The sequence below is a fragment of the Bacillus badius NBRC 15713 genome (assembly GCF_001591605.1).
GTDB lineage: Bacteria > Bacillota > Bacilli > Bacillales > Domibacillaceae > Pseudobacillus > Pseudobacillus badius.
Window position 1 is genome coordinate 89,329 of record NZ_BCVF01000003.1, and the last position, 25,095, is coordinate 114,423.

Here is a 25,095-nt window from a genome sequence, read left to right on the forward strand (position 1 = left end):
AGATCCGTCTCCATTTCTTCCTTATCCTTGCATTTCCTTCATGCGAGCTTCGACTGCAGCACGTTTTTCAAGATAATCTTTTTCTTTTGCACGCTCTTCGTCGACGACTTTTTGAGGAGCTTTGCTGACGAACCGCTCATTGCCGAGTTTCTTTTGAACACGTTCAACTTCGCTGTTCCATTTGTCCCATTCTTTTTTCAGACGGGCCATTTCCTCTTCCATATTAATTAATCCTTCAAGCGGCAGGAATAATTCTGCCCCTGTAACAACAGCTGTCATCGCCTTATCAGGAGCTGCTGCATCTGTTGATAAAACCAATTCGTCCGGATTGCAGAAACGCTCAATATAAGCCCGGTTCGTTTCAAGTGTAGCGAGCACAGCATCATCCTTCGCTTTAATGATTAGTTTAATTTTCTTGCTAAGCGGAGTATTGACTTCTGCGCGAATATTGCGTACAGAACGGATGATATCTACAAGCAGCTTCATTTCATCAGCCGCCTGCTGATCAGAAAGTTCCTCATTCACTTCCGGCCATTTAGCTGCAACGATGGTTTCCCCGTCATGCGGCAGGTTCTGCCATATTTCCTCGGTAATAAACGGCATGAACGGATGCAATAACCGCATCGTTTGATCTAATACATAAGCAAGAATAGAACGCGTCGTTTTCTTGGCTGCTTCGTCTTCTCCGTAAAGCGGCAGCTTAGCCATTTCAATATACCAGTCACAGAAATCGTCCCAAATGAAATTATAAAGGACGCGGCCTACTTCACCAAATTCGTAACGGTCAGCAAGCTTTGTCACGCTGGCAATCGTGTCATTCAATCGCGTTAAAATCCACTTATCGGCAACTGATTTTTCGCCGCTCAAGTCAATTTCCTCGTATTTCAGGCCAGCCATGTTCATTAAGGCAAAGCGGGAAGCGTTCCAGATCTTGTTAGCAAAATTCCAGATGGATTCCACTTTTTCTACAGAGAAGCGCAGATCCTGGCCCGGCGAGCTGCCTGTTGATAGGAAATAGCGCAAAGAGTCCGCCCCATATTGGTCGATCACTTCCATCGGATCGACGCCGTTTCCTAACGATTTACTCATTTTCCGTCCTTCTGAATCGCGGACAAGCCCATGAATCAACACATCTTCAAATGGACGCTCTCCTGTAAACTCTAAGCCTTGGAAGATCATCCGAGATACCCAGAAGAAGATAATATCATAGCCGGTAACGAGCGCAGCCGTTGGATAATAGCGTTTAAAGTCTTTCGCTTCCTCATCCGGCCAGCCCATTGTGGAGAACGGCCACAATGCCGAGCTGAACCATGTATCAAGCACATCGGTATCTTGTTCCCAATTTTCAGCGTCTGCTGGCGCTTCCTCGCCGACATAGACTTCTCCTGTTTCTTTGTGGTACCAAGCCGGAATGCGATGTCCCCACCAAAGCTGGCGAGAGATGCACCAGTCACGGATGTTTTCCATCCAATGAAGATACGTTTTCTCAAAACGGTCTGGCACGAAATTTACCTTCTCTTCCTTCGATTGCAGCTCAATCGCCTGATCGGCAAGCGGCTGCATTTTCACAAACCATTGCGTAGACAAGTATGGCTCGACAACCGCTCCACTGCGCTCAGAGTGGCCGACAGAGTGCATATGATCTTCAATCTTGAATAGCACGCCTGCTTCCTGCAAGTCCTTTACAATTTGTTTGCGGCAATCGAAGCGGTCCATGCCATTGTATTTACCGGCCTTTTCATTCATTGTGCCGTCTTCATTCATAACAAGAATGCGTTCTAAATCGTGGCGGTTGCCAATCTCAAAATCGTTCGGATCATGAGCTGGCGTGATTTTCACTGCTCCTGAACCAAATTCCATATCGACATAATCGTCCCCCACAATTGGGATTTCGCGGCCGACGATTGGCAAAATCACCTTTTTGCCAATCAAGTTCTTATACCGCTCATCTTCAGGGTGAACAGCTACAGCTGTATCGCCGAGCATCGTCTCTGGACGGGTTGTGGCAATTTCAATATGTCCGCTTCCGTCTGCCAGCGGATACTTCATGTGATAAAAGGCGCCTTGTACGTCTTTGTAAATTACTTCGATGTCAGACAAAGCCGTTTTTGTCGCCGGGTCCCAGTTAATAATGTATTCCCCGCGATAAATTAAGCCTTTTTTGTATAGTGAAACAAAAACTTCACGAACCGCTTTTGATAAGCCTTCGTCTAATGTAAAGCGCTCGCGGCTGTAATCAAGGCCGAGACCAAGCTTCGCCCACTGCTGGCGGATAAATTCTGCATATTCCTCTTTCCATTTCCATGATTCTGCTAGAAACTTTTCGCGCCCAAGGTCGTAACGTGTTTTTCCTTCTTCACGAAGCTTTTGTTCGACCTTCGCCTGTGTAGCAATACCGGCATGGTCCATCCCCGGCAGCCAAAGCACGTCATAGCCCTGCATTCGCTTCATGCGTGTTAAAATGTCCTGTAATGTCGTATCCCAAGCATGGCCTAAATGAAGCTTTCCGGTCACGTTTGGCGGCGGGATAACAATTGTATAAGGGGTTTTTGTTTGGTCATCCTTTGCTTGGAAGTATTCACCCTTGACCCACCAGTCATAGCGTCCTTGTTCAATTGCTTTCGGATCATATTTTGTCGGCATTGACAATTCATTGTTTTCCATTGAATTTCCTCCTTCTTTCCAGAAAAAATGCGCAAGCGCCTCAGCCAGCGACCCGCAATGTGATGTTTGTAAACAACAAAAAAACCCCTTACGTCAAAAGGACGAAGGAGTTATTCGCGGTACCACCTTTTTTCACGGACAGCTGCAGCCAAGGCAGATCTATCCGGCTCTCAATCCATTAACGGCTGGCAACCGGCTTCCACTACTGAACAGTTCGCAGAAGCAGCTCACGGGGGACTTTCCAAAGAGCTCTTGCGGAAAACCTTTCAGCCAGGAGTTTTCCTCTCTGCAGGCAAGCCTCATCTCTGTACTCTTCCAGATCTTCGCTTTTCATTATCATTCATAATATTAGCTGAAAACAGGCAAAGGCGTCAATCTTTACCGAATTATTTTTTTATGAAACCTTTTGACTGCAAAAACTCCAGCATGTAGGCACGCCGCGGCTCAGATAAAAAGGCAGCCATGCCGCCTGTCCATGCGGCATCCTTCTTATTCGTTGTGCGGGCAGCATAATATTTGTGCATCTGTTTGTCGTATTCCGCCAGCAGTTGATCGTATTTGGCTTCATTATAAGTATCTTCATGCAAAACGGCCTCCAGCGGCAAACGGGGCTTGACTTCATTCGATTCAGCCGGCACGCCGACAGTCAAACCGAATAGCGGAATAACATAATCCGGCAATTCCAGCAATTCACTAATCGCCTGCGGGTTGTTGCGTACCCCGCCGATATAACAAATGCCATATCCTTTTGATTCGGCGGCGACCACAAAGTTCTGGGCAAATAAAGCCGTATCAATGACAGCAACGAGCAGGTTCTCTGCCATGCTTCCTTCAAAGCTTTTGCCGTGAAGAGTCACCGCTTTTTCCAGCCGCTTTAAATCCGCACAAAAAACGAGCGGCAGGGCTGCCGATTCAAATTGCTGCTTATTCTTTGAAAGCTCGCCAAGCTTTTGCCGCTTTTCTTCATCTTTCACGCGTACAACAGAATAAGCTTGTACGAAGTGAGAGCTCGCCGCGTGCTGAGCAGCCTCCAGCAATTGATGAAACATCTCATCAGAAATAGGTTCATTTGTGTACTTGCGCACAGAGGCATGAGACATTAATAAGTCAATCATATGATCCTTCCTTTCTTATTTTGCCATAGCAACATATATGTAACTGTTCGCTGTGTTCTTCTTTTAAACGTAAATCACCTTTCTCCGCCTGTCAACGTTCCTGACTTCAACTGACAAAATCACCTTCGCTTGTTCTCCGGCATACAATAAAAAGAATCCTCATGGCAGGCGATGAATCCATGCCCATGAACCACAGGCAGGTGTAATATAATGCGAAGAAGATATAACCCTTACTCTTTACCCCCGTGGCTGCGGACAGTGCGGGCCGTCTGCTGTCAGCTGGCCGTTCCCTTTTGTATTTTCCAGGGAATACGGACGATCTTTTTTCCAACGACATTTGATGTCATCTTGCTTTCGATTTTAGTGCTTCTTGCCGTGGCCCTTTACTTGGAATGGTTTTAAAAGACGTCTTATAGCAGGCGTCTTTTTTATTTACACGGCGCTTGGCAGTATAGGAGAAAACAGTTGAATACAACAATGGCCTGACCGGCTAATCAGCAGCCGCCAACACGAAAAGATAGCTGTTTCTTGGAATCGCCAACGGTAAATAAGGGAACTCTATCACCAAGACCGCTATCGCCGGAAGAGGACGATCAGCGGCTTGGGATTCTTTTTTTACCGTCACAGTGACGCTAAGCATTCTCTATTCAAGTTCTTTCGTCTTTACCATCATTGATCTACTTTTGCGGAGGTCTGCTTCATGCGCTATTCAATTATGAAAAAAGCTTTGATCGGAAAACCCCTGAAAACGAGTGAACTCGGGGAACAAAAACTAAGCAAGCTAAAAGCGCTTGCGATTTTATCATCAGATGCTCTTTCTTCCGTCGCTTACGGACCGGAACAAATTTTAATTGTTTTGTCTGCGATTGGCCTGATTGCCTTTTGGTACTCCCTCCCCATTGGCATCGGCGTGTTAGTTCTCCTGACTGCCTTGATTCTTTCATATCGGCAGATCATTCATGCTTATCCTCATGGCGGCGGAGCTTATATCGTCTCCAGAAGCAATCTTGGAGAAAATGCTGGGCTCATTGCTGGAGGCTCCTTGTTAGTAGACTACATTTTAACTGTTGCTGTCAGTGTATCAGCCGGAACCGATGCTTTAACCTCTGCTTTTCCGGAACTGCACGGCCACAATGTCATCATCGCGTCTTTATTAGTTGTTTTCATCACCGTTTTAAATTTAAGAGGAGTCACAGAATCCGCTTCTGTTCTTGCTTACCCGGTGTATTTGTTCGTCTTGGCCTTGCTTATTCTATCAGCAGCAGGCGTATGGCAGATTATCAGCGGGCACGTGCCGGCTGACTTGCACTCGCCGATCGGAACGGCCGTGCCGGGCATCAGTTTGTTTTTATTGCTCCGGGCTTTTTCATCCGGCTGTTCCGCCCTGACCGGTGTTGAGGCTGTGTCCAATGCAGTGCCTAATTTTAAAGAACCAGCCGCCAAAAACGCGGCTAATACCTTAGTAATGATGGGCGTGCTTTTAGCCATGCTTTTCTCGGGCATCATGTTTTTAGCCTATTGGCTGGGAATTACCCCAAAAGCTGAAGAAACCGTGGTCTCGCAAATCGCCTCTCAGGTATTTGGGAGAAATATTATGTATTACTTCGTCCAAGGAACGACAGCGCTCATTTTAGTGCTGGCTGCCAACACCGGTTTTTCCGCATTTCCCCTGCTTGCTGTTAATTTAGCGACGGATAAATACATTCCGCGCATGTTTCTGATGCGGGGGGACCGGCTCGGCTATTCAAACGGCATCGTCACCCTTGGAATCATGTCTATTTTGCTTATCATTGCCTTTGGCGGCGAAACAGAACAGCTTATTCCATTATATGCGGTCGGTGTCTTCATCCCTTTCACCTTGTCACAATCGGGAATGATTGTCCGCTGGCTGAGAGAAAAGCCTCCAGGGTGGACGCATAAATTAATGATTAATTTGATCGGCGCATTAATTAGTTTGACAGTGGTCATTATCTTCTTCTCCACTAAATTCTCTCAAGTGTGGCCGGTTCTTATTTTCTTGCCGATTATTATTTGGATGTTTCATCGAGTTAAAAAGCATTACGAGGCAACCGGAGAACAATTGAGGATGAAAGCCGGCGAGGAAGCTTTACGGTTCAAAGGAAACGTCGTCATTGTTCCAGTCGCGGGAATAACAAAAGTCGTTGAACAGTCGTTACACTATGCCGAACTAATCGGCGACACAGTGATTGCTGTTCATGTTGCCTTCGACCGTGAAAGCGAGAAGCGAATGGAGGAAAGATGGGAAAAGTGGAAGCCCAACATCCGGCTTGTCACTCTTCACTCCCAATACAGAAGTTTAATGAGGCCTCTTGCACGATTTATTGACCTAGCTGTAGAAAAAGCAAGTGAAAAGGAGCATACACTCACCGTGCTCATCCCCCAATTTATTACGAAAAAAAGATGGCAGGATATCCTTCATAATCAATCGGGGCTGCGCTTAAGGGTTTATCTTCTTTACCAGAAGAACGTGATTGTGACGACAGTTCCTTATCGGTTTAAGAAATGAGCCGCTGCATCATCTTTCACCAAAGCGGAACGGAGCGAACAGGGGAGCCTGTTCATTTCGTTCTGCCTGTTCTTTGCTCCAGGTGGACAAGCAGATACACGGGCTAAAAGCCCAGAGGAAAAATTAACCATTGCCAGATTGATAGGAATTGTCTATAATTTTTAGTGTCAATTAAATATTCCCATTTACCGATGGGATAGAGGCTGCAGTTTATATGAGTAAAGCGGACGAGAAGCAATGACATCTGTGACTCCGCTCGAAAGGATACACTGCCGAAGTATGGACCGGTCATTGTCTGTTCATGCTGGGGATGTTTCCGAACAGGGGCATCACTGTCGCGTTATTTAACGTGGAGGGCTATCTTCGGAAGGATTAAACGGACTCGTTCACAGCCGTCGATCTTCTTCGACGGCTGTTTTTATTTGCCCTTAACTTGACTCAATCTTACATCACGAAAAGGAGTGCAGATTATTGAGTAATACAGAAACATCCAACCCGACTCAACTGAAAAGGACTTTGAAAGCGCGCCATTTAACGATGATTTCGCTTGGAGGATCAATCGGGACAGGCATATTTTTAGCGAGCGGCGGAGCGATTCACACTGCCGGTCCTGGAGGGGCGCTGCTCGCTTATGCCGCAATTGGGTTAATGGTTTATTTCTTAATGACAAGCTTGGCAGAAATGGCGGCTTATATGCCGGTAGCCGGTTCTTTTAAAGTCTATGCTTCAAAATTTGTAGATCCAGCTCTCGGCTTTGCCATTGGCTGGAATTATTGGTACAACTGGGCCATTACAATTGCGGCAGAGCTTGCTGCTGTTGTACTGATTATGAAGTTTTGGTTCCCTGACAGCCCTTCCGTGATTTGGAGCGGCCTTGCCCTTCTCATTATGTTCGGCTTAAATTACCTGTCTGTAAAAGGATTTGGAGAAGCAGAGTTTTGGTTTTCACTCATTAAAGTTGTTACAGTCATTATCTTTATTATCACAGGAATAATGATGATTTTCGGCATTATGGGAGGAGAAGCGATCGGCTTTAAGAACTTTACCATGCAAGATGCTCCTTTCAATGGCGGATTCCTAGCCATTTTAGGTGTGTTTATGGCCGCCGGCTTTTCTTTTCAGGGCACGGAGCTCCTCGGAGTAGCCGCCGGAGAAAGCGAAGATCCGGAGAAAACTATCCCTAAAGCCATCAATACTGTGTTCTGGCGGATTTTACTCTTTTATATTCTAGCGATTCTTGTTATCGGATTGATTCTTCCCTATACAGATGAACGTCTGTTAAGTGATTCAGTGTCTGTCAGTCCATTTACACTTGTTTTTGAGCGGGCCGGCTTCGCATTTGCTGCTTCTGTTATGAATGCGATTATTCTTACCGCTGTTCTGTCCGCAGGAAACTCAGGTATGTATGCCTCTACCCGTATGCTGTGGGATTTAGCCCGGGACGGACAAGCTCCTAAGTTTTTGGCGCGTCTCGACGAGAGAGGGGTTCCGGTCAATGCGCTTATTTTTACTGCATTAGTCGGCTCCTTGGCATTCTTGACCACCTTCTTTGGAGACGGGGTTGTCTATGTATGGCTGTTAAATGCTTCAGGAATGGCTGGATTTGTTACATGGCTGGGGATCGCTATTAGCCACTACCGTTTCCGCAGAGCCTTTATTGCTCAAGGCGGGGACATTCATACGCTTCCTTATCGTGCGAAGTGGTTTCCAATTGGGCCATTGCTAGCCTTGATTCTATGTACGTTCATTATCTTAGGACAAAATTTCCCGGCATTCATCGGGGGCAACATTGATTGGAACGGGGTGCTCGTTTCTTACATCGGCCTTCCTTTATTCCTGGCCTTTTGGCTCGTTTATAAAATCAAACACAAGACTAAGGTCATTCCTTTGGAAGAATGCGATCTTAGCAAAGAATAATGATCGGCACTTAAAGCATGGCAGCTGAAGAAAATCGTTTTCTTCAGCTGCTTATTTGTTTATTGGCATCGTCTGCATAAATGCCAGCAGCCGGCAAGACCATTCAATACATATCTTCTCCATTTTCCTTCAGCTCTGTTACAAAATATTCAATATTCTTCAGCTGCCAATAATTTTGCTGAAGCCTGCGCGTATAGTGATATTCATTTTGCTTCCGCTGGCCTGAAAAGTAAGCGGCAGCCGTTTCATACGTTGCTCCTGGATAAGCGATATAACTCTGAAACAAGAGCCTCTCCCCCTTTTTCAGCGGAAAAAAACTAGTGTAACGGTTGAACAAATCTTTCGCTAAAGCTGATCTTTCGGGATAGCCATCGAGCGTGTGTACAAAATACGGGATTAAATCATGAATGGGCGTTGCTCTCCGGGATTGCTCTAAATTAATAAAATACCCGCCTCCTTGATCCATAAGAAAGTGCCCTGGATCGAGTTTTCCGTGAATTTGGACGGTTCTCTCCTTTTCCTCTTCTTCCGTCGCCTCCTTCCATGCTTTTAATTTTTCTTTCGCATAGAAGAAGGCCTGGCGGATATCCGTATAGTAAAGGCAGAATAACAATTGAAATGGTGACATATACACCTCTTTTTCCGAAAGCTCAAGAAATTGCTCTAAATGCTCTTCTTGTCTTTCCCACAAGTTCTTCGTCCGTTCATACTGCTCAATTCTGGCTTGCTTTGATACAGGCACGTCTGCGGACGAAACAAGATGCAGTCTGGCCGTCTCCCGCACCATTTTTTGTTCCATCTCTGTCACCTTTTGTCCGCCGCTTTCAATCCAGGGCATCAAGTAATAAATATATGAACCATCTAAAACCCCGTATCGTCCATCCAAAGTAGGATAAACCGGAACAAATCGGTGATATCCCGCCTGGTAAAGTTTTTGTATATGAAATAAGAAGTCCATCCCTTGGGCAGAAGGAATTCTTTTTAGAGCAAACGTCCCTTTATCCGTCAAACCTTTTTGCACATGGCCGATTGTCTCTATATGCACGGGGGTTAATCCATAGCTTTTCCAAATAGTTGAATAGGGCTGTTCCACTTTCTTCACCCGCTTTATAAAAAAATAAGGCTGTCCCAACTTTAATCGGGAACAGCCGGATCATCAACGAGTCTTTGGTATATAGAGCGCTTGACCTTCCTCAATGCTTTGGCTGGTCTCTAATTTATTTTCCCGGACTAAGTCAGCCACTGGCAATTCATATCGTTCAGCAATTTTCTGCAAGGTGTCCTCTCTTTGAACAAGACACACTTTCCATGTCACAGCCTCCTCGGACTCTTTCCTTGCGAAAAAGTCGGCTAGAGACATCGTTTCCGTTTTCTTTAAGCCAAATGGCTTCTTCTTTTTCTTCTCTTCCGGTTCTTTAGGCGGCGATTCATTCATGTGTGATGATTCAGAGGAGGAAGACTCCATCGGCTCAGACACATTCGGTGATTCATGAACAGGAGCCGGTTTCAGTTCAGGCGATTCATTCATGTGCTTGTTTTCTTCATTTGCTGCTGGATGATTCTCCATATTGACCGGTGCATTAGGAGAAGGCTCCTGTTGTTTTTCTTTTCTTTGCTCTTCTAATTGAATAAACGGATTTTCCTCTTCTTCCAGCACCCCTGGCTGCCTTTTCACTTCTACAGAAAAATCAGCCTCTCGTTCTTTTCCTTCCAGACCTTCTGCCGGCTGGACATCCAGCTTTAAAATAGAAAACTCCGGTTCTTCTTCTTTGTCTTTTTTCCTCATGCCTTCCGCTTGCTCTTCCTCTGCGGCTGGCCATTCTTCAACCTCTTCATTCACTGGCGTTCTTTCCACTTCTGCCTCTTCCTCCATCACTCCGGAGATCGACAAATCCACTGTTAATTTTAAGTTTGCTTTTTCAGGAAACTCATAATCAAACGAATCAATGTAAATTTCGACATCTTCCATTTTAGCGATTCGTGATTTCGGAATGGTTATATCAATTGGAAAGTGATGAAAAAACTCACACTCATTATCGCCCCTCTCTAATACTTGCTGGACATATTTATAGGTATACGTATCCGCTTGTTCTGACTGATGTTGTCCCGAAGGTGAATATTCTCCAGAAAGTTCTAAGAAGCCGTGCATTCGGATAAACTCATCTGCTTCCTCAGTTTGAATTTGAGGATCAAGAGAAATAGAATATAACTCTCCCACTTCCTGGCCATTAGTAAATCGTACGGTTTCTTCTAATGAAAATCGCAAATACGACAGATCTTGAGATGTCACTTTACTTCCTCCTTTCTAATCACTCGGCTTATACGATACAAGCAGGATAAATAAAGGCATGAAGCTGCCATTCATTTTCTTTCACAATTAATATGTATGACACTATTCATGAAAATATGAAAGATTGACTGATCAATTTAAAAGAGACGAAACACCTGTTGACTATGTACCGGTGAGGTTTAGCTGAATGACAAATGGGGGTTGGAAGGGTCTTAGTCTGCCCCCTTTTTGATCTGCTTTGAATTGAACTGTTTTTCGAGAGCACACTCCTCCTCGGCAGGACAAAAAAAGACGACAGGCAAACTCGATAGAATTCGAGTTTGCCTGTCGTCTGAAATCCGCCGGCTATGTGCCGGCGGGCTGGTCTCTCACTTTTATTTCTTTAAGCGGCTGAATGCCTTTTCGGCAGCCGCAATCGTATGTTCGATATCCTCGTCTGTATGTGCGCTGGATAAGAACAATCCTTCAAACTGAGACGGCGGCAAAAAGACACCTTCATTAGCCATCTCCCGATAATAATCGGCAAACAGTTCAAGATCAGCTGTTTTGGCTTTTTCATAGTTAGTGACTCGTTCATTAGTGAAGAACAAACCGATCATCGAACCCGCTCGGTTAAATGTAACTGGGATGCCGTGCTTATGCGCCGCTTCGCTTAATCCTTCCTCTAGGCGATCCGCCTTGCGCCCAAACTCCTCATACATGTCCGGTGTCAATTGACGGAGCGTTTCCAATCCAGCCGCCATGGCCATTGGATTTCCGGAAAGTGTACCTGCTTGGTAAATCGGACCGCTTGGGGCAATTTGGTTCATAATGTCCGCTCGGCCGCCATAAGCGCCAACTGGCAGCCCGCCGCCAATTACCTTGCCAAGACAAGTAAGATCCGGCGTAATGCCAAAGAATCCTTGAGCGCAGTTGTAGCCGACACGGAAGCCTGTCATGACCTCATCAAAAATAAGGAGGGCACCGTACTCGCTTGTTACTTCACGCAATCCTTCCAGGAAACCTGGCAGAGGCGGCACGACTCCCATATTGCCGGCAACAGGCTCGACAATCACACAAGCAATGTCATCGCCAAATTGCTCAAAAGCGTACTTTACGCCCTCAAGGTCATTATAAGGAACGGTAATTGTATTTTTCGCTACGCTCTCCGGCACACCTGGGCTATCAGGCAATCCAAGCGTGGCTACACCAGATCCTGCCTTGATCAGGAGCGAGTCTCCGTGGCCATGATAACAGCCTTCAAACTTCACTATTTTACTGCGCCCGGTAAACCCGCGTGCCAAGCGAAGAGCACTCATCGTTGCCTCGGTACCGGATGATACCATCCGAACGACTTCAATAGATGGAACCCGTTCGATCACAAGCTTCGCTAATTCATTTTCGATCAAAGTGGAGGCGCCAAAGCTTGTCCCGGTCTCTGCTGTCTTTTTTAAAGCTTCAACAACTTGATCATTCGCATGTCCTAAAATAAGCGGTCCCCATGATAAGACATAGTCGATGTACTCATTGCCGTCAATGTCCCAAATTTTAGAGCCTTTTCCCCGCTCCATAAAGATGGGATCCATGTTGACAGATTTAAAGGCACGAACCGGGCTGTTGACGCCCCCTGGCATTAACTGTACGGCTTCTTGAAAAGCCTGCTTTGATTTTTCGTAAGAACGCATAAAAAGACCTCCTTATTTTTCACTCAGCCAGCGGGCTGCATCTTTAGCAAAATACGTAATAATTAAGTCCGCTCCTGCCCGTTTCATGCTGATCAGCTTTTCCATAACAATGGCCTTTTCGTCGATCCAGCCATTTTGGGCTGCTGCTTTCACCATGGAATATTCGCCGCTTACGTTATAAGCCACAATCGGCAATGTAAATTCATTTCTCATGTCACGGACAATATCTAAATAAGAAAGCGCCGGTTTCACAATGAGGAAATCTGCTCCTTCTTCCACATCAGACTCCGCCTCACGGAAGGCTTCCAGCCGGTTCGCAGGGTCCATCTGATACGTTTTTCGATCGCCGAACTGCGGAGTGGATTCTGCTGCGTCACGGAAAGGCCCGTAAAAGCTGGAAGAATACTTCACTGCATAGGACATGATCGGCACATCTGTAAAGCCGGCTTCATCTAATCCGTGGCGGATCGCAGTAACAAATCCGTCCATCATGTTAGATGGAGCGATAATATCAGCGCCTGCTTCTGCTTGGCTCACCGCTGTTTGAACCAGCAAGTTCAATGATGGATCATTCAGCACCTTGCTGCCTTCTACAACTCCACAATGGCCGTGATCGGTATACTCGCACAAACATGTATCAGCAACAACGATCATTTCCGGATAATGGCCTTTAATAAAGCGGGTCGCTTGCTGCACAATGCCGTGATTATGATAAGCGCCCGTTCCTTCAGCATCTTTATCAGCCGGCACGCCAAATAAAATGACCGATTTTAAACCAAGTGAGACGATTTCATCCATTTCTGCTTTTAAGCGGTCCATTGATAAGTGAAAGACACCTGGCATAGAAGGCACTTCATTTTTAATGTTTTCCCCTTCTACAATAAACAACGGATAAATAAAATCTTCCTTGTGAAGATAAGTTTCCCGCACAAGCGCGCGCATATTAGCAGATTGACGCAGGCGGCGATGACGTTTAAATTGCAGTTCCATTAGTCTTCTTCCTTTCTGAAATAGCGGACAATCGCCTCTGCCAGCGATTCGCTCGTATAAACCTCCGGGCAAATCTGGGTATGAAGGCCGAAACGGTCCGCTTCTTTTTTCGTTACAGGACCAATACAGGCTACAACAGATTCCTGTAATGTATGAATATTCGCTTCTTCTGCCGCTTCCATGAAGTGACGGACAGCTGAAGGGCTCGTAAAGGTAAGGACGTCTGTCTGATTGGCTGTCAATAAATCCATTACGTGCCGTTTTTCCTCTTCAGGAAAATAGGTTTCGTATACTATCCATTCATCCGCCGTCATTCCTTTTACTCTCAAAGCATCAGCAATCGCTGTTCTGGCAAGATTCCCCTTAGGAATTAATACCTTCTCCGCCTTGAAATGACCGCGGCTGATTTCCTCCGCAAACTGATCAGCAGAGAACTTTTCCGGAATATACTCCGCATGAAATCCATAGCTTTGCAGCACCTCTGCTGTTTTCGTGCCGATGGCTGCAAAGCGGCTTTTTATGACAGTGTTGTAGTCGATCCCTTTTCCCTTCAACTGCTGAAAAAAGAAATCGACACCGTTTTTACTCGTTACAATAATCCAGTCGTATGTAGGCAATTGCTGCAGCCTTTTCGTTTCCCGCCCGTCAGAAAAGGAACGAAACGCAAGCATGGGAACGAAATGGACCATTCCTCCAGCTGCTTCTATTTTATCAATAAATGAGGCTGCTTGTCCTCTTGGACGGGTCACTACTATATGCTTGCCTGAAAGCGGCTGGCTGGACGTCATTGTCCATCCAGCTCCGCTTTCACCGTCTCAATTAATTCTTTTGCGCCGCGCTCTGAAAGCAATGCTGCTGCTTTCACACCTACAGCTTTCGGCTCTGTGCCTCTTACAGTTTCTTTATAAATCGTTTTTCCATCCGGTGAAGCAACGAGAGCAGTCAGTACCGTTTCTTCTCCGTCCGCTACAGCGAATCCGGCGATAGGCACTTGGCAGCCGCCTTCCATTTGATGAAGAAAAGCCCGCTCTGCCGTTACCGTTTTCATCGTTTCCTCGTTGGAAAAAGCAGCAAGCAATTCAAGCAGCTCTTCATCGTCCTCCCGGCATTCAATAGCAAGCGCCCCCTGGCCTACTGCCGGCAAACAAAGCTCCGGCTCCAAAAACTCTGTGACAACGTCAGAAGCCCAGCCCATGCGTGATAATCCGGCAGCAGCCAAAATAATTGCATCGTATTCTTCAGTCTCCAGTTTTGCAAGCCGCGTATCAATGTTGCCGCGAATCCATTTAATCTCCAGATCCGGGCGAACAGCTAAAATTTGGGCGCTGCGGCGCAGACTGCTCGTGCCGACAACTGACCCGGCTGGCATATCCTTGAGTTTTACATGGTTTTTAGAAATAAACGCATCACGATGATCTTCCCGCACAGGGATACAACCGATCGTTAACCCTTCTGGAAGCTCAGCAGGCATGTCTTTCATGCTGTGGACAGCCATATCGATTTCTTTATCATACATTGCCTGTTCAATTTCTTTCACAAACAAGCCTTTTCCGCCTACTTTAGACAGCGTAACATCCAAAATGCGGTCGCCTTTTGTGACAATCTCCTTGACTTCAAAATCATACTCTGGCTTGAGCTTTTTCAATTGGCTGATCACCCAGTTGGTTTGTGTTAAAGCCAATTTGCTTCGGCGGGAGCCGACAATAATTTTTCGCATAATATCCTCCTGCTTTGCTTTTAAGTGTACCAAAAGTGAAACGATGAAAATCGGCTCACCAAGAAAAAGTTAATTAAAATAATTAAAAAGGCAGCAGCATTTAACAATGCTAATGATTTGCCATAAAGCCCCTTGCGAACTTTCAAGTAAAGATAAATGCCGTAAATAATCAACAGAATAAAAGATGTGATAATTTTAGCGTCATACCAGCTGACATCCGGAAGTTTAATAAACTTCCAGATCACCCCAAGAATTAAGCTTAGCAACAGCATCGGCACGCCGACTGCATTTGATACATACGAGAATTTCGTCAGTTGCTCCAGATCACCAAGGCGCCATAGACGCTGGCTCCATTTCTTCATTTTCAGCAGCCGATACTGCAGCAAATAGAGTGCTGAAAAAATAAAAGAAAGAGAGAATGCTGCATACGACAAAATCGCCATCGTAATATGAATGAGCAGCAGTTCAGAAACAAGCCGTTCCGCCATCGCCTGCGATTCCATTTGTACGGGCGCAAAGGTGTGTATCGCCATAATCGCAAAGCCGATGATGTTGGTGAAGAAAACTGTAAAATCCATTCGCAGCAGCCTGTTAATGACCAATGACAGTGTAATTAAAATCCAAGCATAAAAATAAAGCCCTTCAAAAAGGGTGAGAACCGGAAACCGGCCGGTCTTGAACACATATAAAAACAAAAAAATTGTTTGAAGAACCCAAACAATCGATAAAGTCCAGAAGGCGACTTGATTCGCCTTCCGGTTCTGATTTAAAAAGTCGATAAAATACAGCATAACGCTGAGCGCATATAAAATTACCATCAATTCGTGGAGCCTGGCCATTCCTTGTTCAAACATCAAGTAACCCCGCTTACACTTGGAATAATGGCTTTGTCTGAACTTGCTGGATCGGGCGTTCTGCTGTTTTCAGCTGCTTCTCTGCTTTCACTTCTTCTTCAATATTAAAAATTTGTGTAAACAAAGCCAGCTTTTCAGCCGAGCGTTTATCGCCAGCGAGTTCTTTCGCCTGTAAAATCGGATCCTTCAACAGCTGATTGATAATACTTTTTGTATGCTTATTCAATACTTTTCGTTCACGGTCCGTTAAGTTAGGCATTTTCCGCTCAATGCTGACCATCGTTTCCGCTTGAATAGCAAGTGCTTTTTGACGCAGAGCAGAAATCACCGGAACCACGCCAAGCATGTTGATCCACTCGTTAAAAGCGACAATCTCTGCTTCAATCATCAGTTCAATTTTTTCTGCTGCTTTCTGACGTTCGGCCAAATTCGCTTCTACAATGCCTTCTAAGTCGTCAATGTCATACAGAAACACACTTTCCAAATCGGAAATCGCTGGATCGAGATCGCGCGGCACAGCAATATCAACCATAAACAACGGTTTTCCTTTGCGCATTTTTTCAACGACTGCCATTCTTTCTTTTGTGATGACGTAATCGCTTGAACCTGTAGAGCTGATTAAAATGTCCGCTTCTACAAGAGCGCATTGCAGTTCAGCCAATGTTTTGGCATGGCCGTCAAATTTCTCGGCAAGCACCTCCGCTTTTTCAAACGTCCGGTTGACGACTGTCACCTTTGTTGCCCCGCTGCTATGAAGGTTCTGGATCGCCAGTTCCCCCATTTTTCCTGCACCAACAACGAGAACGTGCTTGCCGGCAAGATTCCCGAAAATCTTCTTGGCGAGCTCCACAGCGGCATAGCTGACAGACACTGCATTGGCTCCAATCTCTGTTTCCGCATGCGCTTTCTTAGCCAACGTGACAGCTTGCTTAAATAAATGGTTAAACACGGTGCCTGTAGCCCCGAGTTCCTGGCTTCTTAAAAAGCTTGAACGTACTTGTCCCAAAATTTGTGTTTCGCCCAGCACCATCGAATTTAAACCGCTTGTCACCTTTAATAAGTGTTCAACGGCCGCTTCCTGTTCATGAATAAATAGAAAAGGGGTAAACTCTTCCTTTTCCATTCCAAACCATTCAGCTAAAAAGTTTTTAATATAATAACGCCCTGTATGGAGCTGATCGACGACCGCATAAATTTCTGTCCGGTTGCAAGTGGAAAGAATCACATTTTCCAAAATGCTTTTTTGCTTACGGAGCTCTGACATGGCTTTTTCCAAGTCCGTGTCCTGAAAAGATAATCGTTCACGTATCTCCACTGGGGCTGTTTTGTAGTTTAGTCCCACCACAATAATATGCACGTTCTCAGCACCCCCATAAAAAATCTGTTACATTCATTATAACACGGAACAAATTTTCCTTATTCACAAATTGTGAACATATGCTAACATTAAAAACGATAAACCTGTTTAAACCCACTAGTTAGCGTATCAAAATAGGAACTAAGATTCAAGTTAGGAATATAGAAAGCGGGGAAACTATTTTATGAGGCAGCAGCGAATTTTTCCGGGAATTATTTTAATCGGATTTGGTTTATATTTCTTCTTGCAGCAAGCTGCTATCGTCTGGTTTCAGCCCTTCCTAAGCTGGCCAACACTTTTCATTGTGATCGGCTTTGCCTTTTTGGCAGATGCCTACAGCGGCCGGGAAGGCAACAGTATCTTGCCCGGTGTTATTCTCACTGGATTCGGCATTCACTTCCATGTAGTCAACCATTTCGGCTTTTGGTCCAACGATACCGGGGTCTTTATTCTCATTATTGCACTAGGCTTCCTGCTTCAGTATCAAAAAACGAGAAACGGCCTGTTTCAAGGGTTGCTGTTTCTTATTCTTGCCATGATTACGCTGTTTTATGACAAAGTAATCGAATGGCTCGGCCTGCTTGAAAACCGGGCTCTTTCCCTTTGGCAGTTTTGGCCTGTCATTTTAATTGCCTTTGGCGGGTATTTGCTGTTTGTCAAAAAGAAATAAAGTGAGCGATTGTTATGATAAAGAAATTGAGCCGACAATTTAAATATATGCTGTTAAAATTTTTTAGAATCCGCAGCAGCGCCCATAGCATTTCTATCGGCTTTGCTTTGGGGGCTTCCATTAACTTTGTTCCCTCTTTCGGGATGGGATTATTAATTTCTATTGCTTTTGCGAAACTCTTTAGGGGAAATACGGTCGCTGCCTTTTTAGGCGGAGTGTCTTTAATGGGCATTTTCCCTTTTCTTTTTTACTTAAACTTGGTCACAGGACAGTTCGTGTATCCTTATGAACTTGGCGAAATGATTGAAAGCGCCGTGGAGGAGGCTGCTTCCTGGCAGGCAACCGCTGCGGCCGGGTTCTCAGTCGGACGCACATTCATCATCGGCATGCTCATCAACATGATCTTGTTTATCGGGTCTTTTTACCTTGCTGTTTACGTCATTTTCAAACGTTATCAGAAGCAGATCTTACATCTTCTATATGTCAAATGGGTGAAGCAGTGATAAATAAAAAAACGGCCTCTTTCTCGCTAGAGCAGATCTAACGAGAAAGAGGCCGTTTTTGATGAACGGACATATAGGAACGTCTAGCATACTTCTAAGTTACTATACTTGCAGCCAACCGACATGGGACCGATGCCGCACCGGTCCCCGTCCTATAATTGGATCACCGGCTTTTGAATCAGCTGGCCGGCCATCCCCCTCTATTTCATTCTTTTGCGAATAACTCCCCAGGCTTCGTCTTTTCCTTGTCCTGTTTCGGAAGAGAAAACAACAATGTCATCTGCCGGGTTGAATTCAAGTCTTTCTTTCACTACTTTTAAGTGCTTCTGCCATTTGCCTTTCGGTATCTTATCCGCTTTAGTGGCAACGACAATAACCGGAATGTTGTAATGCTTTAAAAAATGGTACATCATCACATCATCTTCCGTAGGAGGGTGTCTTAGGTCAACGATCAGCACACACGCCCGCAGTTGTTCTCTGGTCGTTAAATACGTTTCGATCATTTTGCCCCAAGATTCACGTTCTTTTTTGGACACTTTCGCAAAGCCATAACCGGGTACATCCACAAAATAAAGGGCTTCTTCAATTTTATAAAAATTAAGCGTCTGCGTCTTGCCCGGCTTGGAAGAGATGCGAGCCATGCTTTTGCGATGGATCATTTTATTAATAAAAGATGATTTTCCAACATTGGAGCGGCCGGCCAGCGCAAATTCCGGAAGAGAATCTTCCGGATATTGCGCCGGTTTGACCGCGCTAATAACGAGTTCTACTTGATTAACCTTCATAATTATCACCTGTCAGCGCTACTTTTAATACATCATCCATATGAGAAGCAAGAATAAATGTTAAATCGTTGCGCACGCTTTCTGGAACATCTTCAATATCTTTTTCATTATCCTCTGGTAAAATAATCGTCTTGAGCCCTGCTCGATGGGCGCCGAGTGATTTTTCCTTCACGCCGCCGATTGGCAGCACACGGCCGCGAAGAGTGATCTCTCCCGTCATCCCGACTTCCCGGCGAATCGGACGGGCTGTCAGTGCTGACACCAAAGCAGTAGCCATGGTAATGCCGGCAGATGGCCCGTCTTTTGGCACAGCGCCTTCCGGTACATGAATATGGATATCATATTTTTCGTGGAAGTCTGATTCAATATCTAATTCTGCCGTCTTAGACCGGACATAACTGAAAGCAGCCTGAGCGGATTCTTTCATCACATCTCCAAGCTTCCCTGTTAAAATCAGCTTGCCTTTCCCCGGCGACAGCGACACTTCGATTTGCAGTGTGTCCCCGCCTGAAGCTGTATACGCAAGACCGTTCGCCACTCCGACCTGATCGACTGTTTCCGCTTGTCCATAGCGGAAAATACGCTTGCCTAAAAACTCTTGCAGGTTCTTGCTTGTGATCACTACGCGCTTCTTCTCTTCAGAAACGATCATTTTGGCCGTCTTCCGGCAAACAGCTGCCAGCTGTCGTTCAAGACTGCGCACGCCAGCTTCCCGTGTATAATAACGGACAATATCTTGAATGGCATCGTCTCTTACTTGAAGCTGCGATTTTGTCAGCCCATGCTCCTTCACTTGCTTCGGCAGCAAATGAGATTTAGCAATATGAATCTTCTCCAGCTCTGTATAGCCAGCAATTGTAATAATTTCCATACGATCGCGCAGGGGACCTGGAATGGTAGCTAAATCATTAGCTGTTGCAATAAACATTACCTTCGACAAGTCGTATGTTTCTTCAATATAATGATCGCTGAAATTAAAATTTTGCTCCGGGTCGAGCACTTCCAGCATAGCTGAAGATGGATCTCCCCTGAAATCACTGGACATTTTGTCAATCTCGTCAAGCAAAAAGACGGGGTTCACCGTTTCTGCTTTTTTCATCCCTTGAATAATCCGTCCCGGCATTGCGCCGACATAGGTGCGCCGGTGGCCGCGAATCTCTGATTCATCACGCACACCGCCGAGAGAAATCCGAACGAAATTCCTGCCAAGCGATTCAGCGATGGAACGTGCCAGCGATGTTTTCCCAACCCCTGGAGGTCCGGCAAGACATAAAATCGGACCTTTCAGTGATTCAGTCAGCTGCTGGACTGCTAAATATTCAAGCACACGCTCTTTTACTTTCTCTAATCCATAATGGTCGCGATTCAAGATCGCCTCTGCCTTTTTAATGTTCAAGTCATCTTTAGTCGCGTTCGTCCATGGAAGCGTGACAAGCCATTCAAGATAATTGCGGATGACTGCGCTTTCTGCGGCGCTGGAAGGAATTTTTTCAAAGCGATTTAATTCTTTCAATGCCGTCTTTTTCACTTGTTCAGGCATGCCCGCTTCTTCAATTCGCTTGAGCAGCTCCTCAACCTCACCGGTCTTTCCTTCCTTTTCGCCCAGCTCCTGCTGAATGGCCTTCATTTGTTCGCGCAAAAAGTATTCTTTCTGTGTGCGCTCCATCGATGTTTTTACACGCTGGCCGATTTTCTTTTCCAAATTTAATACTTGCTTTTCATTGTTTAATAAATCAATGATGCGGTTCAGACGATCTTTAATATCAAAGGTTTCTAAAATCTCCTGCTTATCTTTCATTTTAATCGGCAGGTGAGAAGCAATGATATCAGCCAGCCTTCCCGGCTCATCAATATCTGCTACCGTGGAATAAGTTTCAGATGAAACCTTCTTGGACAGCTTGATATACTGTTCAAAATACTCTAAAAGCGTGCGCATCAGCGCTTCCGCTTCTAAATCTTTGGCCGTATCATCCTCCTGCACTTCCACTGTCGCTAAATAAAAGGTTTCCTTATCATCAAGCTGCTTCAGCACGGCCCGGTTCAGTCCCTCGACGAGCACGCGGATCGTTCCATTTGGCAGCTTCAGCATTTGCTTTACTTTCGTTAATGTTCCTGTTTCGAATAAATCCTCCTGCAAAGGATCGTCTATATTTGAATCTTTTTGCGTTGATAAAAAAATTAAATGGTTGTCCAGCATTGCTTGCTCCAATGCCTCAATTGAACGGTCGCGTCCGACGTCCAAATGCAGCACCATGGTAGGATACACTAACAATCCCCGCAGTGGCAGGAGGGGCACAGTGTGAACAGTTTGATTACTCATAAACATAACCTCCATCACTTCAAACATTAGGCGAACTCTCCGCCTGTTCTCTCTTTTACGCTTTCTGCCGCAAAATAGGTGTTTTGTACAATCTTATCTTATTTAAATAGGAGTGTCCATTTTTGAACAGGCTATCGTTTCCCTGTCTTTGTACCTATTCCTCTTAGCGGCGGAAAACAAACAACGGGGCTGCCTCAAAAGTGAAAAATCGCCACTCTTTAAGGCAGCCTTCCTTTGGCTATATGGATTTTTTTTCTTGCGGCACTATACTTCCGGGCTGAACGAGCCCTTTAAGCTCCGCCTGCTTATCAAAAAAGTGGTCAAAGGCTTCTTTCAAATGAGAAACCGGGATTAATTCTATTCCTTCTACTTTCTCTAAAAGGAGTGTCTTATTTTCTGCCGGAAAAAGAACTTTTTTGGCCCCTGCTTCCTTTGCTGCGAGAGCTTTCTGCAAAACGCCTCCTACCGGCTTTATGTGGCCATGCAAGCTGATCTCTCCTGTAATAGCCACGGTTCGGTCAGCCGGATGACCATAGATGGCTGAATAAATGGCCAACGCGATCGCTGCCCCGGCAGAAGGCCCGTCTACTGGCATGCCGCCGGGAAAGTTAACAAAAATATCGAATTGCCCTACCGGCACACCCATGGACTTCAGCACTGTCACAGCATTTTCTACTGAACCTTTTGCCATGCTCTTGCGTTTCATTGATTTTGCCGGCTGATTAAATGTTTCCTCTTCCACAATCCCTGTGACAGTGACCATTCCCTTCTCTTTTGCGGGAAGCACAGCGGCTTCGATCCCAAGAAGCGCTCCGCTGTTCGGTCCAGTAACAGCCAGCCCATTCACCAGTCCGACTCTCGATTTTTCAGGAATTTGCGGCTCCCATTTCGGAGCCAGCCGGCTTGATTGGATGACCCATTCTATTTCCTCATTTAATATTTCCTGGCGTTGCTCCATCATCGCTGTACCAGCGGCCATTTGCACAAGGTTCACAGCTTCGCGGCCGTTGCGGGTGTACTTGGCAATCAAGGTCAGTGCTGTGTCGGACAAAGTCATTCCCGCCTTTTTAGCTGCTTTTCCGGCAATGTCTCTTAGATGATGATGATCTAATTCATTAAAATACACTTCTTGACAGCGGGAGCGGATAGCGGCCGGAATTTCCTCTGGCTGCCTCGTTGTAGCGCCAATCAGCCGGAAATCTGCCGGCAACCCTTTTTGGAAGATATCATGAATGTGTTTCGGTATATCCTCGTTTTCTTCGCTATAATACACACTCTCAAGGATTACCTTGCGATCTTCCAGCACTTTCAGCAGCTTATTCATTTGGATAGAATGCAGTTCCCCAATTTCATCAATAAATAAAATCCCGCCATGGGCGTTGCTGACTGCCCCTTTTTTCGGCTGAGGGATGCCAGCTTGCCCCATCGCGCCAGCACCTTGGTAAATGGGATCATGCACCGAGCCAATAAGCGGGTCAGCAATTCCTCTTTCATCAAAGCGGGCCGTCGTGGCATCCAGTTCTACAAATACAGCAGAGGAAGAAAAAGGAGAGCGCTTATTTTTCTTCGCCTCTTCAAGTACAAGACGGGCTGCTGCTGTTTTTCCTACTCCCGGCGGTCCATAGATAATCACATGCTGCGGATGCGTGCCGCAAAGAGCGGCTCTTAAGGCCTTGATTCCTTCTTCTTGGCCTACAATGTCCGAAAAGCTTTGCGGACGGATTTTTTCGGCAAGCGGCTGCGTCAGCGAAATTTCCCTCATCTTCCGCATCGCTTCCATTTCTTTTTTCGATTCCTTATCAATCGTTATTCTGCTCGTATGCTGTTTCTTCAGCATCGTCAAAAAATAAAAACTGATAATCAAGCCAAATACCAGCTGTCCCGCGATTGCAATTGCTGTCCAATTCATATCGTATCCTCCCATACCAGCAAAGTGAAACGTGTATCGACGGCTGAACTTTTCAAAAGACCAAAGTCGGCATTCTTTATGCAGCCAACAGCCTTTTTGGTTCACCGTCCGTTATCTTATTTGCCAGTATCGCCTCATTTTGATACTCATAAACAGCCATTCGCTTGGAAGTTCTGGCGATGACGGAAAAACAGGACAGCCGCATGATTTTAAGCTGTCCTGTTTTGCATTTCTTATATTTTTCGTCTTTCGCAGGCATGAATGCTGACGCCGGCTGTCTGCTTGCTTACGCCGATGTTTTCGTCAGATCAATTTTTTGGCCGTTTTCTCCAAGCAGCTTTGGCGCCGCGTTGTTAAGAACGGTTTCTTTCGTTATCACACACGTTTTAATGTCTTCGCGCGAAGGAAGATCATACATCACATCGAGCATAATACTTTCAATAATGGAGCGGAGTCCGCGTGCACCTGTTTTCCGTTCGATCGCTTTTTTCGCGATCTCGCGCAGAGCCTCTTCTTCAAACTCAAGATTGACTTCATCCAGTTCCATCATTTTTTGATATTGTTTAACGAGCGCGTTCTTTGGCTTCGTTAAAATTTGAATGAGCGCTTCTTCATCCAGTTGCTCAAGGCTGGCGATGACTGGCAAACGCCCGATAAATTCCGGAATGAGTCCAAATTTAAGCAGGTCTTCCGGCACTAGTTTGGATAATAACGAACCGGTTTCCACGTCTTCCTGCTTCGTCTCCATGCCAAAACCGATAACTTTTTGGCCAAGACGGCGCTTGATAATTTGTTCTACCCCATCAAACGCTCCGCCGCAAATGAAGAGAATGTTTGTCGTATCAATTTGAATAAATTCCTGATGAGGGTGCTTACGGCCGCCTTGCGGAGGAACACTTGCTACTGTTCCTTCTAGAATTTTCAAGAGGGCCTGCTGTACGCCTTCACCAGATACATCGCGTGTAATAGATGGATTTTCTGATTTGCGCGCTACCTTATCAATTTCATCAATGTAAATAATGCCTTTTTCGGCTTTTTCTACATCGTAATCAGCAGCTTGAATCAATTTAAGAAGAATGTTTTCTACGTCTTCTCCCACGTACCCCGCTTCTGTTAAAGAAGTAGCATCGGCAATAGCAAATGGCACATCGAGAATACGGGCAAGCGTCTGGGCAAGAAGCGTTTTCCCGCTTCCTGTCGGGCCAATTAAACAAATGTTACTCTTCGCTAATTCCACATCATCCACTTTGCTGTTGGAATTGATGCGCTTGTAATGGTTATAAACCGCAACAGCAAGCGACTTTTTAGCGCGCTCCTGGCCAATTACATAATCATCTAGAATATCGCGGATCTCCATTGGCTTCGGTACGTCTTTAAATTCTACCTCTTCCTCTGTGCCAAGCTCTTCCTCAACTATTTCTGTGCAAAGTTCGATGCACTCATCACATATATATACACCGGGCCCCGCTACAAGTTTGCGTACTTGATCCTGTGTTTTCCCACAGAAGGAACATTTAAGCTGCCCTTTTTCATCGTTAAACTTGAACAATGACTTTCACCCCTTATGAATATTTAATCGCTTGTCCAGCTGCCAGCGCTGGCGGTCCTTAGCTAAACACCCTTCCCCTTTCGAGCTTAAAAGCGGCTCGCTCTGATGAAGAATAGTTGCCGATTGCCGCTGGACGAGCGCCGTTGGCTTTTCGTAAAAAAAGTATGTATTGCATTTTACCACATTTTGCTCGGTTCAAAAAACAAAAGGTCTTTTGTATATATAATGTGCTGCCAGCCTGACTATTACTAAAACATTTTTATA

General features: G+C 45.5%; 19 protein-coding genes, 1 riboswitch and 1 other annotated feature. Of the genes, 5 read left to right on the top strand and 14 right to left on the bottom strand.

Features of this window, described 5'->3' with window-relative positions; genetic code table 11:
• Window positions 1-21 precede the first annotated feature (21 nt).
• Both BBA02S_RS02575 and nfsA read right to left on the bottom strand, forming a co-directional pair.
• A complete protein-coding gene (locus tag BBA02S_RS02575) occupies window positions 22-2,664 on the bottom strand; it encodes a valine--tRNA ligase (protein ID WP_041097536.1) in 2,643 nt (880 codons plus the stop codon).
• A 94-nt stretch (window positions 2,665-2,758) separates the two neighbouring features.
• Window positions 2,759-2,997, bottom strand: a binding site (T-box leader).
• Window positions 2,998-3,050: 53 nt separating this feature from the next.
• The gene (gene nfsA, locus BBA02S_RS02580; RefSeq protein ID WP_041113956.1) at window positions 3,051-3,779 is read right to left on the bottom strand and encodes an oxygen-insensitive NADPH nitroreductase; all 729 of its coding nucleotides are present in this window, start codon (window positions 3,777-3,779) and stop codon (window positions 3,051-3,053) included.
• A 210-nt stretch (window positions 3,780-3,989) separates the two neighbouring features.
• Here nfsA and BBA02S_RS20130 point away from each other — a divergent pair, with 210 nt between their 5' ends.
• The 3 genes from BBA02S_RS20130 to BBA02S_RS02590 all read left to right on the top strand — a co-directional run bounded on the left by BBA02S_RS20130 (window position 3,990) and on the right by BBA02S_RS02590 (window position 8,223).
• Window positions 3,990-4,181: a hypothetical protein gene (locus tag BBA02S_RS20130; RefSeq protein ID WP_082028139.1), complete on the top strand. Its 192-nt coding sequence runs from the start codon at window positions 3,990-3,992 to the stop codon at window positions 4,179-4,181.
• A gap of 298 nt (window positions 4,182-4,479) precedes the next feature.
• Window positions 4,480-6,306, top strand: a complete 1,827-nt coding sequence (locus BBA02S_RS02585) for an APC family permease (RefSeq protein WP_041113955.1) — start codon at window positions 4,480-4,482, stop codon at window positions 6,304-6,306.
• Window positions 6,307-6,495: 189 nt separating this feature from the next.
• Window positions 6,496-6,674: riboswitch (Lysine riboswitch) on the top strand.
• Window positions 6,675-6,777: 103 nt separating this feature from the next.
• The gene (locus tag BBA02S_RS02590) at window positions 6,778-8,223 is read left to right on the top strand and encodes an amino acid permease (RefSeq protein ID WP_041113954.1); all 1,446 of its coding nucleotides are present in this window, start codon (window positions 6,778-6,780) and stop codon (window positions 8,221-8,223) included.
• A gap of 103 nt (window positions 8,224-8,326) precedes the next feature.
• Here the strand turns inward: BBA02S_RS02590 and ysxE are convergent, their stop codons facing one another.
• From ysxE to hemA, 8 genes are all read right to left on the bottom strand, one after another.
• Window positions 8,327-9,316, bottom strand: coding sequence for a spore coat protein YsxE (gene ysxE, locus BBA02S_RS02595; RefSeq protein WP_041097542.1), 990 nt, complete (start codon window positions 9,314-9,316; stop codon window positions 8,327-8,329).
• A gap of 63 nt (window positions 9,317-9,379) precedes the next feature.
• Window positions 9,380-10,513 carry a stage VI sporulation protein D gene (gene spoVID / locus BBA02S_RS02600; RefSeq protein WP_041097544.1) on the bottom strand — a complete coding sequence of 378 codons (1,134 nt, stop codon included), beginning with the start codon at window positions 10,511-10,513 and terminating at the stop codon, window positions 9,380-9,382.
• Window positions 10,514-10,887: 374 nt separating this feature from the next.
• Window positions 10,888-12,177 (bottom strand): glutamate-1-semialdehyde 2,1-aminomutase, encoded by a 1,290-nt coding sequence (hemL, locus tag BBA02S_RS02605; protein ID WP_041097546.1) that lies wholly within the window; start codon window positions 12,175-12,177, stop codon window positions 10,888-10,890.
• Between the two features lie 12 nt (window positions 12,178-12,189).
• Entirely contained in the window at window positions 12,190-13,167 is a 978-nt protein-coding gene (hemB, locus tag BBA02S_RS02610; RefSeq protein ID WP_041097548.1) for a porphobilinogen synthase, read from the bottom strand.
• A complete protein-coding gene (locus BBA02S_RS02615; protein WP_041113953.1) occupies window positions 13,167-13,955 on the bottom strand; it encodes a uroporphyrinogen-III synthase in 789 nt (262 codons plus the stop codon). The genes hemB and BBA02S_RS02615 overlap by 1 nt, the downstream gene beginning before the upstream one ends.
• On the bottom strand, window positions 13,952-14,884 hold the full coding sequence (gene hemC, locus BBA02S_RS02620) for a hydroxymethylbilane synthase (RefSeq protein WP_041113952.1): 933 nt from the start codon (window positions 14,882-14,884) through the stop codon (window positions 13,952-13,954). Before hemC ends, BBA02S_RS02615 begins: the two co-directional genes overlap by 4 nt.
• A gap of 20 nt (window positions 14,885-14,904) precedes the next feature.
• Entirely contained in the window at window positions 14,905-15,738 is an 834-nt protein-coding gene (locus tag BBA02S_RS02625; RefSeq protein WP_041097554.1) for a cytochrome C assembly family protein, read from the bottom strand.
• A 13-nt stretch (window positions 15,739-15,751) separates the two neighbouring features.
• Window positions 15,752-17,095, bottom strand: a complete 1,344-nt coding sequence (hemA, locus tag BBA02S_RS02630) for a glutamyl-tRNA reductase (RefSeq protein ID WP_041097556.1) — start codon at window positions 17,093-17,095, stop codon at window positions 15,752-15,754.
• A gap of 184 nt (window positions 17,096-17,279) precedes the next feature.
• On the opposite strand from hemA, the gene BBA02S_RS02635 reads away from it, so the two are divergent.
• Window positions 17,280-17,765: a LiaI-LiaF-like domain-containing protein gene (locus BBA02S_RS02635; RefSeq protein WP_041097558.1), complete on the top strand. Its 486-nt coding sequence runs from the start codon at window positions 17,280-17,282 to the stop codon at window positions 17,763-17,765.
• Window positions 17,766-17,779: 14 nt separating this feature from the next.
• Window positions 17,780-18,268, top strand: a complete 489-nt coding sequence (locus tag BBA02S_RS02640) for a DUF2062 domain-containing protein (RefSeq protein ID WP_041097560.1) — start codon at window positions 17,780-17,782, stop codon at window positions 18,266-18,268.
• A gap of 200 nt (window positions 18,269-18,468) precedes the next feature.
• Here the strand turns inward: BBA02S_RS02640 and yihA are convergent, their stop codons facing one another.
• From yihA to clpX, 4 genes are all read right to left on the bottom strand, one after another.
• Window positions 18,469-19,053, bottom strand: coding sequence for a ribosome biogenesis GTP-binding protein YihA/YsxC (gene yihA / locus BBA02S_RS02645; protein WP_041097562.1), 585 nt, complete (start codon window positions 19,051-19,053; stop codon window positions 18,469-18,471).
• Complete coding sequence (gene lon / locus BBA02S_RS02650) at window positions 19,043-21,373, bottom strand: endopeptidase La (protein ID WP_041098239.1); 2,331 nt, start codon at window positions 21,371-21,373, stop codon at window positions 19,043-19,045. Before lon ends, yihA begins: the two co-directional genes overlap by 11 nt.
• 238 nt (window positions 21,374-21,611) lie before the next feature.
• The gene (gene lonB, locus BBA02S_RS02655; protein ID WP_052477334.1) at window positions 21,612-23,282 is read right to left on the bottom strand and encodes an ATP-dependent protease LonB; all 1,671 of its coding nucleotides are present in this window, start codon (window positions 23,280-23,282) and stop codon (window positions 21,612-21,614) included.
• A gap of 286 nt (window positions 23,283-23,568) precedes the next feature.
• Window positions 23,569-24,831, bottom strand: coding sequence for an ATP-dependent protease ATP-binding subunit ClpX (gene clpX, locus BBA02S_RS02665; RefSeq protein ID WP_041097566.1), 1,263 nt, complete (start codon window positions 24,829-24,831; stop codon window positions 23,569-23,571).
• Between the last annotated feature and the right edge of the window lie 264 nt (window positions 24,832-25,095).

Coding starts and splice junctions, on each gene's coding strand:
- BBA02S_RS02585 (WP_041113955.1), top strand. CDS start 4,480: ATGCGCTATTCAATTATGAAAAAAGCTTTGATCGGAAAACCCCTGAAA.
- hemC (WP_041113952.1), bottom strand. CDS start 14,884: ATGCGAAAAATTATTGTCGGCTCCCGCCGAAGCAAATTGGCTTTAACA.
- BBA02S_RS20130 (WP_082028139.1), top strand. CDS start 3,990: ATGCGAAGAAGATATAACCCTTACTCTTTACCCCCGTGGCTGCGGACA.
- BBA02S_RS02575 (WP_041097536.1), bottom strand. CDS start 2,664: ATGGAAAACAATGAATTGTCAATGCCGACAAAATATGATCCGAAAGCA.
- hemL (WP_041097546.1), bottom strand. CDS start 12,177: ATGCGTTCTTACGAAAAATCAAAGCAGGCTTTTCAAGAAGCCGTACAG.
- hemB (WP_041097548.1), bottom strand. CDS start 13,167: ATGGAACTGCAATTTAAACGTCATCGCCGCCTGCGTCAATCTGCTAAT.
- nfsA (WP_041113956.1), bottom strand. CDS start 3,779: ATGATTGACTTATTAATGTCTCATGCCTCTGTGCGCAAGTACACAAAT.
- BBA02S_RS02625 (WP_041097554.1), bottom strand. CDS start 15,738: ATGTTTGAACAAGGAATGGCCAGGCTCCACGAATTGATGGTAATTTTA.
- BBA02S_RS02615 (WP_041113953.1), bottom strand. CDS start 13,955: ATGACGTCCAGCCAGCCGCTTTCAGGCAAGCATATAGTAGTGACCCGT.
- lonB (WP_052477334.1), bottom strand. CDS start 23,282: ATGAATTGGACAGCAATTGCAATCGCGGGACAGCTGGTATTTGGCTTG.
- yihA (WP_041097562.1), bottom strand. CDS start 19,053: ATGAAGGTTAATCAAGTAGAACTCGTTATTAGCGCGGTCAAACCGGCG.
- BBA02S_RS02640 (WP_041097560.1), top strand. CDS start 17,780: ATGATAAAGAAATTGAGCCGACAATTTAAATATATGCTGTTAAAATTT.
- lon (WP_041098239.1), bottom strand. CDS start 21,373: ATGAGTAATCAAACTGTTCACACTGTGCCCCTCCTGCCACTGCGGGGA.
- BBA02S_RS02635 (WP_041097558.1), top strand. CDS start 17,280: ATGAGGCAGCAGCGAATTTTTCCGGGAATTATTTTAATCGGATTTGGT.